General features: G+C 36.8%; 12 protein-coding genes. 1 reads left to right on the top strand and 11 read right to left on the bottom strand.

Translation table 11 applies throughout. The features are described 5' to 3' along the window. The first annotated feature begins 105 nt into the window (after positions 1–105). Positions 106–1,950 (top strand): chloride channel protein, encoded by a 1,845-nt coding sequence (locus tag CLV73_RS03140; protein WP_100376975.1) that lies wholly within the window; start codon positions 106–108, stop codon positions 1,948–1,950. A 33-nt stretch (positions 1,951–1,983) separates the two neighbouring features. Here the strand turns inward: CLV73_RS03140 and CLV73_RS03135 are convergent, their stop codons facing one another. The 11 genes from CLV73_RS03135 to CLV73_RS03090 all read right to left on the bottom strand — a co-directional run bounded on the left by CLV73_RS03135 (position 1,984) and on the right by CLV73_RS03090 (position 13,546). Then, on the bottom strand, positions 1,984–3,708 hold the full coding sequence (locus CLV73_RS03135) for a HAMP domain-containing sensor histidine kinase (protein WP_100375415.1): 1,725 nt from the start codon (positions 3,706–3,708) through the stop codon (positions 1,984–1,986). Next, the gene (locus CLV73_RS03130) at positions 3,705–4,829 is read right to left on the bottom strand and encodes a histidine kinase (protein ID WP_100376974.1); all 1,125 of its coding nucleotides are present in this window, start codon (positions 4,827–4,829) and stop codon (positions 3,705–3,707) included. The genes CLV73_RS03135 and CLV73_RS03130 overlap by 4 nt, the downstream gene beginning before the upstream one ends. A 201-nt stretch (positions 4,830–5,030) precedes the next feature. Then, complete coding sequence (locus CLV73_RS03125) at positions 5,031–5,708, bottom strand: DUF389 domain-containing protein (protein ID WP_100375414.1); 678 nt, start codon at positions 5,706–5,708, stop codon at positions 5,031–5,033. A gap of 104 nt (positions 5,709–5,812) precedes the next feature. After that, complete coding sequence (locus CLV73_RS03120; RefSeq protein ID WP_100375413.1) at positions 5,813–6,898, bottom strand: porin; 1,086 nt, start codon at positions 6,896–6,898, stop codon at positions 5,813–5,815. Between the two features lie 48 nt (positions 6,899–6,946). Then, on the bottom strand, positions 6,947–7,507 hold the full coding sequence (locus CLV73_RS03115; protein WP_100375412.1) for a K(+)-transporting ATPase subunit C: 561 nt from the start codon (positions 7,505–7,507) through the stop codon (positions 6,947–6,949). 65 nt (positions 7,508–7,572) lie between these two features. Then, positions 7,573–9,597: a potassium-transporting ATPase subunit KdpB gene (gene kdpB, locus CLV73_RS03110; RefSeq protein ID WP_100375411.1), complete on the bottom strand. Its 2,025-nt coding sequence runs from the start codon at positions 9,595–9,597 to the stop codon at positions 7,573–7,575. 10 nt (positions 9,598–9,607) lie between these two features. Then, positions 9,608–11,308 (bottom strand): potassium-transporting ATPase subunit KdpA, encoded by a 1,701-nt coding sequence (gene kdpA, locus CLV73_RS03105; protein WP_100375410.1) that lies wholly within the window; start codon positions 11,306–11,308, stop codon positions 9,608–9,610. Positions 11,309–11,365: 57 nt separating this feature from the next. Further along, positions 11,366–11,443, bottom strand: a complete 78-nt coding sequence (locus CLV73_RS19240) for a potassium-transporting ATPase subunit F (RefSeq protein ID WP_100376973.1) — start codon at positions 11,441–11,443, stop codon at positions 11,366–11,368. Positions 11,444–11,538: 95 nt separating this feature from the next. Continuing rightward, the gene (locus tag CLV73_RS19145) at positions 11,539–11,667 is read right to left on the bottom strand and encodes a hypothetical protein (protein WP_262496321.1); all 129 of its coding nucleotides are present in this window, start codon (positions 11,665–11,667) and stop codon (positions 11,539–11,541) included. A 12-nt stretch (positions 11,668–11,679) separates the two neighbouring features. Beyond that, positions 11,680–12,039, bottom strand: a complete 360-nt coding sequence (locus CLV73_RS03095; protein ID WP_100376972.1) for a DUF7674 family protein — start codon at positions 12,037–12,039, stop codon at positions 11,680–11,682. A 157-nt stretch (positions 12,040–12,196) separates the two neighbouring features. Beyond that, positions 12,197–13,546 carry a sigma-54-dependent transcriptional regulator gene (locus CLV73_RS03090; protein WP_100375409.1) on the bottom strand — a complete coding sequence of 450 codons (1,350 nt, stop codon included), beginning with the start codon at positions 13,544–13,546 and terminating at the stop codon, positions 12,197–12,199. Between the last annotated feature and the right edge of the window lie 3 nt (positions 13,547–13,549).

Raw genomic sequence — 13,549 nt, 5'->3', positions numbered from 1 at the left:
ATTGATTTTGGAGATTTTAGATTTGAAATCTTAGTGTTCAATCATTAAAAATATAATTTCTTACATTTACATTTCTATTGATTGCATATCCCCAAATTTAAGCAGGTGAAAATTCATAATAAAAAAAAATTACTGAGCTTTTTAAAGTTTAAAAGAGACTTTCAAAAGTTTGGACTTGAAAAAGCACGCAGCTACGAACTCATTCTTCATTGGCTAAATAACAGGCTCAGCAGAAATCAATTTCTTGTTTTGTCAGGAATTCTTGTAGGAAGCACAGCCGGTTTAGCAGGGGTCTTACTAAAAACTTTAGTTCACAGTATTCATCATTTTATTACCACTAAAGTTCATTTTGAATATCAGATTTTATTTTACATTGTTTTTCCGTTTCTAGGAATTGTTCTGACAACAAGTATTGTCCTTACTTTATTTAAGGGACAGGACAGAAAAGGGATCGGAGCCATATTATACGAAATTGCACAGAACTCCAGTATTGTTTCATCGGTTAAGATGTATTCTCAAATTGTTCAGAGTGCAATAACGGTAGGACTTGGAGGCTCTGCCGGTCTGGAAAGTCCTATTGCTGTAACAGGAGCTGCAATAGGCTCCAATTACGCACAAACCTACCGGCTTACTTATAAAGAACGTACCCTTTTATTAGCAGCAGGAGCAACTGCGGGGATTGCTTCTGCATTCAATGCTCCGATTGCTGGAATTATGTTTGCCTTTGAAATATTACTGACAGGAGTTGTGTTTACCGATTTTATTCCATTGGTGGTTGCTGCCGTTTGCGGGAGTTTGTTATCAAGAGTTTTACTTCAGGAAGACGTCCTTTTCAGGTTTTATGCAAGAGAGGCTTTCAACTATCGCAACGTACCTTATTATCTTGTTTTAGGCGTAGTCACTGGGTTATATGCAAGATATTTTGTTATTATTTCGCAGAAGGTTGAGCATTTTATAAAAGAATTACAGATGTCCCGTCTCAGAAAAGCCATGTTTGGGGGTGCTGTTCTTTCCTTGTTATGTGTACTTTTTCCGCCTTTGTTTGGAGAAGGTTATGAAACAGTAAAGGCTTTTACCAATGGAGATACTCATAAAATTATTGAAAACAGTCTTTTCCGGTATTTTGAGATTAAGGATCTTACCATCATCATCTTTCTGGTATTGGTTCTTTTATTAAAAGCATTTGCCACCTCTTTTACCATTTTCAGCGGAGGAAACGGAGGAAATTTTGCACCTTCCCTTTTTGCAGGCGGAACTGTCGGTTATTTATTTGCGATCATCTGTCAGCAAATAGGCTTTACAGAGGTTCCGATCACCAATCTCGTTTTAGTAGGAATGGCAGGAGCCATGAGCGGAGTCATGTATGCACCGTTAACGGCAATCTTTTTGATAGCAGAATCCAGCTTCGGGTATGATCTGTTCATTCCGCTGATGATTGTTTCCATTTTGTCTTATCTTATTGCTAAATGGTTCTCCCCTATTTCTCCAGAATTAAAATCAATGGCTGATCAGGGAAAAATCTTCACCAACAAGCATGATAAAAATATTTTATTTTCTTTAAAAACAGAAGAGTTTATTGATCGATATTCTCAGTCGGTTCTGGAAAATGCTCCTATTGATGATCTCTTTGAATTGGTGAAAAACGGTGATAAAAATATTTTTGCCATCGTTGATGAGCAAAAAACACTACGTGGAATTCTTACATTGGACGATATCAGACCTTATTTATTCAATGCTGAAAAAATCCCTGTAACAATAACCGAAATAATGAAAGCTCCTCCTGCACTCATTCATCAGGAAGACCGTCCTTTGGAAATTCTCCAGGTCTTTGATGATACGGGAGTTTGGAATTTACCCGTAGTAGATGATACCAATAGATTCGTCGGATTTATATCCAAGTCTAAAATTTTAATGAGCTACAGGCAATTATTGAAAGAATATTCAGATTAAATTATATATAAAGCTTACTTATAGTAAGCTTTTTTAATGGTCTTTTAAAATAAAAGCAAACGTACTTCCTGCTCCATACTCACTTTTTACAAAAATTTCTCCACCCTGAGATTCGATAAATTCTTTGCTTATACTCAATCCCAGACCTGTTCCTTCCTTTTTTACACCCGGAATCCTGAAATAACGGTCAAATACTTTTGAAATATACTGAGGTTCAATTCCCTGGCCCGTATCCGTAACGGAAAAAATAATTTTATCTTCTATCTTTTTTACCTCTATGGCAATATCAGAGTTGTCATAAGAATAACGTATAGCATTGGAAAGTAAGTTATTAAGAACCCAGGCCGTTTTTTCACTATCTGCCAAAACAGTTGTAACTTCAGGAGAGATGTTCACAAGAATTTTGATCTGTTTCTGCTCCGCAGCAGCTTTATTGGCATCTATTGCATATTCAACGATTTTGGATACTTCGGAAGGTTTTATGTTGAGTTTGATCGAGCCACTTTCCAATTGGGTAATATCCAATAATTCCCCGGTAATCTTCAATAGCCTGTTCGCATCATCTTTAATTCCATTGACCAGGTTTTTCTGATCTTCATTCAGCGCACCTATTTTATCATTTTCGAGGAGTTGCAATCCCATTTTTATTGATGAGATCGGCGTTTTAAATTCATGAGAAACTGTTCCGATGAAATTGGTCTTAGCAAGATCCAGTTCTTTAAACGGCGTAATATTATGCAGCATAATTACCTGCCCTATAAACTGGCTGTCTTCTTCTCCTGTAGGTACAATATTAATATCAATAATATTTTTTTCAAAGTAACTCTCTTTTCCATCTGCATAGATTTTCATAGCTTCAGTTTCTGTTTTTCCATCCGGATGGATGATATCTTTGATGATACTTCTCACCAGGTCATTGGTAACCGCAACATCCTGGATGAGCTTTCCGACAAAATTTTCTTTTTTAAGACCTGTAATGTTTAAAGCTTCATCATTTACAAAGAGTACTCTTTTATTTTCGTCAATTCCAATCACCGGATCCTGCATGTTATCAATAAGGGTTTCGATCCGTTTTTTTCCTTTTAAAATTTTCTCCAGCTTACTTTCTGAGTATTCATGAAGTTTCTCAGCCATGGTATTAAAAGATCTTGCCAATTCGCCAAACTCACTGTTGCTTTTAAAGTGCACTCTTTCTTTATAGTTCTGATTGGCAATCTGCTTAATACTCTGTGTTAAAATTCTAATCGGGTCAGCGATATTGGAAGGAAGGTTTACCATTAAAATAAATGCCATCAAAAAACACAGCATTCCTACAATGGAAATAACTGCAATCGCATTTTTAGCGGTTTCATCGGCAATGCCGCTTTTGTGCTGAATAGCAGCCATATTAAGCTGCATGAGCTCGGCAATATCTTTTCTTATAGAGGATTTTAATGAAGCATTTTGAGTATCTTTTTTCAGAGCTGAAAAATGAGTGACCACTTCTTCTGTTGCTTCTCTTTCTCCAGGCTCCGTAACGTTTTTCTTCTGTTTGGCCAGATACTTTTCAAATACTCCGAAAGCCAATGGGTCTGAATTGATTTCTTCTAATGCCAACAACATATTTCTGGAATATTCCAGGGTATTGTAATTGGCTACCAAAATGTTATTGGTATCCCGTTTTAACTGATTGATATACCATCCGCTTAAAACCGACAGTACGATAATCATCATAAACAAAAGGCCTACCCCTATATTAAGTTTTGTTTTGATTTTCATGATAATATAACCAAATCTATATTCTCCTGCGACAGCTTATTCAACAATGAATTGAAGGTATCTGTTGCCAGAATGATTTTCCATAAGTTCAAATGAGGTTTTCCAATACAGACTGTTGTAATTTTCCGTTCTTCACATTGTTCCATAATAGCATGGGCAACATTGGTATTTTCCACTTTTATAATCTCAGCTCCTAATTCTGTAGCTAATTTAAAATTATTAATCAGATGACGCTGCTTATCCAGAGCAATTTTATCTGAACTTTCTCGGGGAATCTGAACATACAGCAGATACCACTGACTATTGTAATAATTGGCTAATCTTGCCGTTTTTCGTATTACATTTTTAGCCGTTTTTTCATTGGAACTGATGCACGCCAAAAACCTTTCTTTTTTTATGGCTTTATGAATGGTAACTTCCGATTCTACTTTTCGTGTAACTTGTGATGCCACTTCTTTTAAAGCCAACTCGCGAAGCTGTAAAATACTTTCAGCTTTAAAAAAGTTATTCAGTGCTGCATTGATTTTCGTCTGATCATAAATTTTTCCGGCTTTTAATCTATTGATCAGTTCTTCGGCTGTTAAATCGATATTTACAACCTCATCTGCCATAGAAAGAATAGAATCCGGGATTCTTTCTTTTACTTCTATATCAGTAATGTCTTTTACTTCTTCATTTAAACTTTCGATATGCTGAATATTAACCGCTGAAATCACATTGATCCCGGAATCCAGAATTTCCATAACGTCCTGCCAACGTTTTTCATTTTTACTGCCTTCTATATTGGTATGTGCCAATTCGTCAACAATCACCACTTCAGGGCGGAGATTCAGCACAGCCTGAACATCCAGCTCCTCCAGTTCTTTTCCTTTGTAGAAAAGCTTTCTTCGAGGAATAATCGGTAATCCATCCAATAAAGCATGGGTTTCTTTACGATTATGTGTTTCAATATAGCCTATTTTCACATCAATTCCGTTTTCTAAAAGAGCATGGGCTTCCTGCAGCATGCGGTACGTTTTACCCACACCGGCACTCATTCCTATATATACTTTAAACTTTCCTCTTCTAGAATTTTTTATAAGAGTAAGGAAGTCTTCCGCAGAATTTCCGTCTTCCGACATATTGTATTTTTTTATTGTTTTTAGCTTAATTTTTTTTGACATTCCTTTCCAAACTTTCTATCCGTTTTTCCAATGCCTGTATTTTTTCTGAATCCGTCATCTGTGGTGGTGAATCTTCTTCTATTTTCCATTTTTGATATCCAATCCATATTCCGGGAACCAGCATGACAATCAGAAGCAAATCCCATAAAAGCACATTCTTCAGAGACGGTTTCTCTTTGTCTTAGTAATAGATTCAAATTTAAAATACCTTGACAGCAAAAAAGTTGCCCAGCCTATAAACAGACAGTTAATAAAATAAAAGTAAAATCCACCAATAAAATAGGCAAAATCAAGATGCGCAATTCCATATGCCGCTGTACAAAGTGGAGGCATACAAGCTGTAGCAATAGCAACCCCTGCAATGATTTTTACACCTTCTTTTTTTACAATCCCGATAAAACCTGCCAACCCACCAAAAAACGCCAGGAAAATATCGAAAATTGAAGCTTTTTGAAAAGCTTCCAACAGTTCCGTAGAATGATCAAAAGGATTAATCAGGAAGAATAAAGTTGCCGAAGCTAAGCTTACTGCTGTTATTTTAATCCCGTTTCTGGCTCCCTCAATTCTCAGATTCCTGTCATTAATTGCCAGTCCGAAAGCAAATCCGATCACCGGCCCCATTAAAGGAGAAATCAACATAGCTCCGATTACCGCACTTATTGAATTTGTGGTAAGACCAATACATGCTATGATCATTGCAAACCCCAAAATCCAGAGATTGAATCCTTTAAAGATTACTCCTTCTTTTATTTCTCCATACGTTTCCCATTCGTGCTCTTCTTTTGCCGTGTAAATCTGCTGCCCTAAGTATCTCTTGAAAATGTCGAATCTTTTCATTCAAATATTTTTAAGGAAAGTTAGAAAATTTACACACATATTGTACATCGTATCACAAAATCCCGACCGATTTCCCGGCAGGGATTTTTTAGTGATTTGAACAATTAAAAACTCACCGCCAGTGATGTTACTGCCATAAGATCATTATTCTTAAGATTATTATCCCTGTTCATAAAAATATCGTCTTTGCTGCTTAAGTTTTTGATTTCCGTTCTCCAAACCAGATTAGGGAGGATCCAATAATAAGCATTCAGGGAATATCCGAAGGTTTTGAAACCATTTTCTGTTCCGGTAGCGATAATTACTCCTTTTTCATCACTGTAATATTCTCCTCTTGCCGCAAAACTTAGCTTTTCGGTTGGAGAATACTTCGCGATAATGACCGGTGAATACCATATGTTGTACTGATCGCTGCTTTTGGACTTCTGTTCGGCTCCGATGTCAAACCCGGTAATTAAAGCAAATTTTTTACTCAACTGAAAACTTCCGTACAAATTATGAAAATACCTCATCTGTCTTATGCTGTCCGGCTTGTCATTTCCAATGAAAGAGCTGCTGTTCAGCGTAATTTTTTCATTCGGCTTATAGGTTAACTGATGACCGAAAGCTACCGTTGAGTTTCCGTCCACACGCTGAATTCTTTGCCAGCCGTTCAGTACCAATCCGCTTACAAACCATTTTCCGTTGTCGCTGGTATAAGAAATCTTGGCACCGCTTTCGAAATACGGAGAATTATCCGCCAACATACTTCTTGTTAAAGTAAAACAGTCTTTGCTTACTGCACTTTCAAAGCCAATATGAGAAGGAAGGATTCCTGCATCAATCCAAAGATTTTTGTTTTTTGAAATTTTCACTCCAACATTCGCTTCATAGATGTTTTTTAAAACACCTGATTCTGCCGCATAATTGGAATTCATATACGTTCCTACGCCTAAAGCAACATTTGCTCTTAATTTTTCAGTTTCATAGTTTGCTTTTACAAAACCTAAATTCAAATTAACTTCATTGTTTCTGCTGTGGCTATAGACAAAGCCTGGTCTTGTATTGTTTTTTGGATTATTAAAATCGTATTGATAATATACTTCAGCATAACCGCTTATTTTTAAAGGATTTTTTGTTTCTTCCTGAGCATGCAATGCAGAAGCTGCTCCTAACATTAAAAATGTTAATATTGATACTTTTTTACCCATAATTTTTTCTATTTGAAATATCGAAGTTTGTTCGATTTCATTTTTAATTTATTTCAAACCGTCTAATGCGATATTGAGTTTTAAGACATTGATTTTTTCAGTCCCGAATAATCCGAGAAGCGGTTTTTCTGTATTGGATGCTATTAATTCCTGAATTTTATTTTCATTGATCTTTCTGATTTTAGAAATTCTTTTTACCTGAACTTTTGCGGCCTGTACAGAAATATTTGGATCTAATCCCCCTCCACTTGCTGTCACAAGATCTGAGGGAATTTCTGATTTTTTAATCTCAGGATTATGCTTCATAAAATTATCAATTCTTTCCTGAACCGTTTTAAGATAATCAGGATTAGACGGACCCTTATTACTTCCTCCCGCTCCTGCTGCGTTATAATCTACTGCTGAAGGGCGTGACCAGAAGTATTCATCTCTATCAAATTTCTGACCTATGTTGGCATAATACTTTTTGCCATTATATTCTATAACTTCTCCTTTTCCGTTATTAGGTGCGGCCTGAGCGATTCCAAAAATGAAAAGTGTATAGATTCCTGAAAAAAACACAGCGCATAAAAGTGTTAACCTGATGGCTGGTAATATATTTTGTTTCATAATGAAGATGTTAAACGTTAGAAGTAAAAAGTCAGAAGTTTAACAATCTGCTTTTTACTTTTTACTTAAATAAAAATCGATACCAATAAATCAATAATCTTAATCCCGATGAATGGAATGATAACTCCACCTAAACCGTAGATCAAAAGGTTTCTTCTTAAGAGTGCACTTGCCCCGATTGGTTTGTAGGCAACTCCTTTTAAAGCCAGGGGAATCAACATCGGAATTACAATTGCATTGAAAATGACTGCTGAAAGAATCGCTGATTCCGGAGAATGTAGATTCATGATATTCAACCCTTGTAATGCAGGGATGGATGCAATAAATAATGCCGGAACAATTGCAAAATATTTTGCTACATCATTCGCAATACTAAAGGTGGTTAATGTTCCACGGGTCATTAGTAATTGCTTCCCAATCTCTACCACTTCGATAAGCTTCGTCGGATCATTATCTAAATCCACCATATTTCCGGCTTCTTTTGCAGCCTGTGTTCCACTGTTCATTGCAACGCCAACATCTGCCTGAGCAAGAGCAGGAGCATCGTTGGTTCCGTCTCCCATCATGGCAACCAGCCTTCCTTCGGACTGTTCTTTTTTGATGTAATTCATTTTATCTTCAGGTTTCGCTTCTGCAATGAAATCATCAACTCCCGCTTTTTCAGCAATGAATTTAGCAGTCAAAGGATTATCTCCGGTTACCATCACGGTTTTGATCCCCATTTTTCTTAAACGGTCAAAACGTTCTTTAATCCCCGGTTTGATAATATCTTGCAATTCGATCACTCCCAGAGCTTTTTCATTTTCTGAAACCACGAGTGGTGTTCCTCCGTTTTGAGAAATAGCTCTGACTTTTTCTTCAACTTCCGCTGGGAATATATTGCCTGAATTGGTAACAATATTTTTAATTGCGTCAGTTGCCCCTTTTCTGATTCGTGTGTTTTCATAATCAATCCCTGAGCTTCTTGTTTCTGCCGTAAAACCAATGAACTGAGGGTCTTTCATATCATAAATTGATGGGTTTATTCCTGCTAATTCTACAATTGATTTTCCTTCCGGAGTTTCATCTGCCATAGAGCTTAGAACGGCTGCTTTTATTAAAGCCTTTTCCTCAATTCCGTTAGCAGGATAAAAATGGGTTGCTTTTCTGTTTCCAATGGTAATGGTTCCGGTTTTATCCAGTAATAAAACATCAATATCTCCTGCTGTTTCCACTGCTTTTCCACTTTTGGTAATTACATTTGCTCTTAGCGCTCTGTCCATTCCCGCAATACCGATTGCCGATAGTAAACCTCCAATCGTAGTAGGAATCAGACAAACAAATAAGGAGATAAATGCTGCAATAGTAATAGGTGTATTCGCATAATCACCAAATGGCTTCAACGTAACGGTAACAATGATAAATACTAATGTAAATCCTGCCAAAAGAATCGTTAAAGCAATTTCATTCGGGGTTTTCTGTCTTGATGCACCTTCAACCAAAGCAATCATTTTATCTAAGAAACTTTCTCCGGGCTCTGTAGTAACTTTTACTTTAATTTTATCCGAAAGTACTTTTGTACCTCCGGTTACACTACTTTTATCCCCTCCTGCTTCACGAATTACGGGAGCACTCTCTCCAGTGATCGCGCTTTCATCGATCGTAGCCAGCCCTTCAATAATTTCTCCGTCAGAAGGAATGATATCTCCGGTTTCACAAATAAATACATCCCCTTTTCTTAATTGGTTGGAAGGTACTATTGTAATTTCTTCGTTTGACGAAAGCATTTTTGCAGGAGTTTCTTCTCTTGTTTTTCTTAAAGAATCTGCCTGAGCTTTTCCCCTTGCTTCGGCGATAGCTTCGGCAAAATTGGCAAAAAGAAGGGTGATTAACAGTATTGCTGTCACAATGATATTATAGATAAGGCTTCCCTGGGAAGTTTCACCTGCTGCAATCCATACACAAACTCCGGCCATTACCAGTGTTCCGATATACACCATAAACATAACCGGATTATGGAACATTTTTGCCGGATGCAATTTTATAAATGATTGTTTCAATGCTTCATTCACTAATTCAGCCTGAAACAAGTTGTTATTATTTCCTTTCATTTTTTAATAATTAATACATAGAAAAATATTCTGCGATAGGTCCCAGCGCCAATGCCGGGAAAAATGACAATGCTGCTACAATAGCAATTACAGCAAATACCATCAATCCGAATGTTGAAGTATCGGTTTTTAGTGTTCCTGCACTTTCAGGAATGTATTTTTTAGCGGCAAGACTTCCTGCAATGGCAACCGGACCGATAATGGGTAAGTATCTTGCCATCAACATGACAATTCCACAGGCGATATTCCAGAAAGGAGTGTTGTCTCCCAATCCTTCAAAGCCACTTCCATTGTTTGCACTCGATGAGGTAAATTCGTACAGCATTTCGCTGAAGCCGTGATAACCAGGATTATTCAGCCAGCTTGCGAATGTTTCAGGATTCTGAGAATACAGATAACTCGCCATCGCTGTACCTGAAAGAATCAAAAAGGGATGAAGAAGCGCGATAATCATGGCTATTTTCATTTCTCTGGCTTCAATTTTCTTTCCTAAAAATTCAGGAGTTCTTCCTACCATCAATCCGCTGATAAAAACGGCAAGGATGATGAAAATATAGAAGTTTAAAAAACCAACTCCCACACCTCCGTAGAAACAGTTTACCATCATTCCCAACAATTGATTCATTCCGCTTAAAGGCATAAAACTATCATGCATAGAGTTGACACTTCCTGTAGAAATCACCGTTGTGGCAATACTCCAATAGGCAGATGCTGCAGATCCGAAACGTACTTCCTTGCCTTCCATATTTCCCATGTTCTGAGAAATTCCCATATGAGCAATCGCTGGGTTTCCATTTACTTCTGAAATGACTGTAGGAATCGTAAGGAGTAAAAATCCTATGGTCATTACTCCAAAAACAGTCCAAGCGAGTTTTTTTCTTCTCAAAACATACCCCATAGCAAAAACCATCGCCAAAGGAATCAGCATTTGAGTTACTATTTCTACTATGTTGGTAAAATAATTCGGGTTTTCGAAAGGATGCGCCGAGTTAGGTCCAAAAAAACCGCCTCCGTTTGTTCCCAAATGTTTTATTGCTGTAAATGCTGCGACCGGGCCTCGGCTCACATCTATTTTATCTCCCTGCAGATTAGTAAGAGTATCTTTCCCTTCAAATGTCATAGGAGTTCCGTTAAACGCTAACAAAGTTGCAACGACAACAGCAATCGGTAATAAAATTCTTGTACAGCTTCTTACGAAAAAGAAGTAAAAATTGCCCAGTTTTTCTGTTGTTCTTTCCTTCATTGCCATGAAAACCACTGCTGCAACTGCCATTCCGCACCCTGCACTGATAAATTGCCATAACATAAGGATAAGCTGCCCTAAATAAGACATACCTGTTTCCCCTGAGTAATGCTGAAGATTGGTATTTGTTACAAAACTTACCGCCGTATTGAATGCCAAGTCTCCACTCATGGATGGATTATGATCCGGATTCAACGGAAGCCACCCCATATTGGTCAATACAAACATGGCGACTAAAAACCAGACCAGATTGATTGTTAATAAAGCAAAAAGATGTTGCTTCCAGGTCATTTCCATGTCTGCATTCACACCGGCTGTCTTATAAAATATTTTATCTATGGGATTAAAGATCTTATCCAGCCAAGTTTTTTCATTACTGTATATTTTTCCGATGTATCTTCCTAAAGGTATGGCAAGACCTACTGCTAAAAAGAACATCAATAATATTCCTAAAATTTCTGAGTTCATTGTTTTTAATTAAAATCTGAAAATTGATGATGAATTATTTTTCAATTTCCATTATGGTTAAAATTTCTCCGGTTTTACCAGCACATAGCACATATAAATGAATACGCTAATGGCTATAATGAATAGGGTGATCATATTTTCTCAAAGTATTTTACCGTTAGAAAAAACAGAGCAAAAAGAACTGCTCCTGTTATTATTAAAATAGTGCTCATTTTTATAATTTTTAATATTCACTGAATAATGGCGGCCACTACAAATACTCCCAAAATGACCACTACATTGATGACTAAAATTTCAAGATTGTGTCTGTCGCTGGAAGATTTCCATTCTTTCCAGCTTCCCTGTTTTCTTACTTTCATCTTTTTACGAGTTTAAATTCCTGATTTATAAACCTGATGCAGATACGCGTTTTTTAAAGGCAAAGGGATCTTTTCAAAGATTAAATTTTTGTAGGCCTTATCACAGGTAAATGTGAGACTGTCTAAAGAGTAGATAAACACAGATTCTATGGCACTTTTCAACGCTTGGTCACCTTTTTTATACATCTCGTCCATTTTGTTAAGACAGGTAACCAAAACTTTCTGATCTTTTTTACGGATGAGTTTTCTGATTTGTTTTGTGAAAACATTAATGACCATAAAAGAATTTCTGGTTCTGAACGTGTCTTTAAATTCTTCTTCTGATTCAGGAACTACTTTAAGGATTTCCTGCATTGCTTCTGTATGATTCATGTTTAGAATGATTTGAATCATCAATGCCAATTTATATTCCCTTTTGAAACAGAACAAAACAACAATCTATATTTCAAACAGTTATATTTAAAACAATGATTAATAGAAACAAAAAAGCCTATCAAAATGATAGGCTCGTTATCAATATGATAATCGTTTATGAAATTTTATATTCATCAATTTTCCGATAAAGAGTGGCAATACCGATCTCCAGTAAACGGGCTGCCTCGGCTTTGTTTCCCTGGGTATAATTGAGGATTTTCTGAATATGAAGTTTCTCTGCACTTGCCATTGAAAAAGCAGAAAGAGTTTTATCGGTGGCAGATTGAGCAGTTGAAACCTGCTGCATATCGAAGGGCAGGCTGCTAATGGATAACTCATTACTGTCCTCCAGAATAACACTTCTTTCTATAATATTGCGGAGTTCACGAATGTTTCCTTTCCAAAAATGCTTTTTCAGTATACTCAGATAATCATCGGAAATAGAACTAATCTTTTTCCCAACTTTCTGCGTATATTTTTTTAAGAAAAAGCCGGCTAAGTCTTCGATATCAGAAATTCTTTCTCTTAAAGAGGGAAGGACGATATTGAAAATATTAATTCGGTAATACAAATCTTCTCTAAAACTTCCGTTATCGATTTCTTTCTGTAAATCTCTGTTGGTGGCAGCAATGATCCTTACATTCACTTTGGTAGGCTTGCTATCTCCTACTTTCAGAAATTCTCCGGATTCCAACACGCGAAGTAATTTTGCCTGCAAATCTAATGGCATCTCTCCTATTTCATCAAGAAAAACAGTCCCGTTATTAGCTTCTTCAAAGATTCCTTTAGCATCTTTTACAGCTCCGGTAAAGGCTCCTGCTTTATGCCCGAACAATTCGTTTTCCAGCAATTCCTTACTAAAGGCAGAGCAGTTAACCGCTACAAAATTCTGTTTATTTCTATGACTTGCATTGTGAATTGCCTGTGCAAAGACTTCTTTTCCGGTCCCTGTTTCTCCTGTTAAAAGAACAGTTGCATCCGTTACAGCAACTTTTTTTGCAGAATTAACGGCTGCTTCTATACTTTTTGATTTTCCGATGATATTATCAAAAGACTGCTTGTCTCCCAACTGTTTTTCAAGCTGCATGAGCCTCCTGTTTAAGCCTACTTTATCCATCGCCTTGTAAACAAGCGGAATGATCTTATTGTTATCATCACCTTTGGTAATATAATCAAATGCTCCGTTCTTTATGGCCTGAACGCCATCAGGAATATTTCCGAATGCAGTAAGAAGAATGACCTCAATCCAGGGATAGCTTTCTTTGATATTTTTGGAAAAATCGACTCCGCTACCGTCTGGAAGTTTTACATCACTGATAACGACATCAATATCTGAATTTTCCAGTCTTTTTTTTCCATTCTTCAGATCAGAAGCCTGAAATATTTCAAAACCTTCCAGTTCAATAATTCTTGAAAGAAGGGCCCTGATTTTTTCTTCATCATCGATGATTAATATCTTGCTCAAAAC

Source organism: Chryseobacterium geocarposphaerae (genome assembly GCF_002797535.1).
GTDB lineage: Bacteria > Bacteroidota > Bacteroidia > Flavobacteriales > Weeksellaceae > Chryseobacterium > Chryseobacterium geocarposphaerae.
The sequence above is the reverse complement of the archived record's forward strand: the minus strand, read 5'-3'. Positions and strand labels throughout refer to the sequence as shown.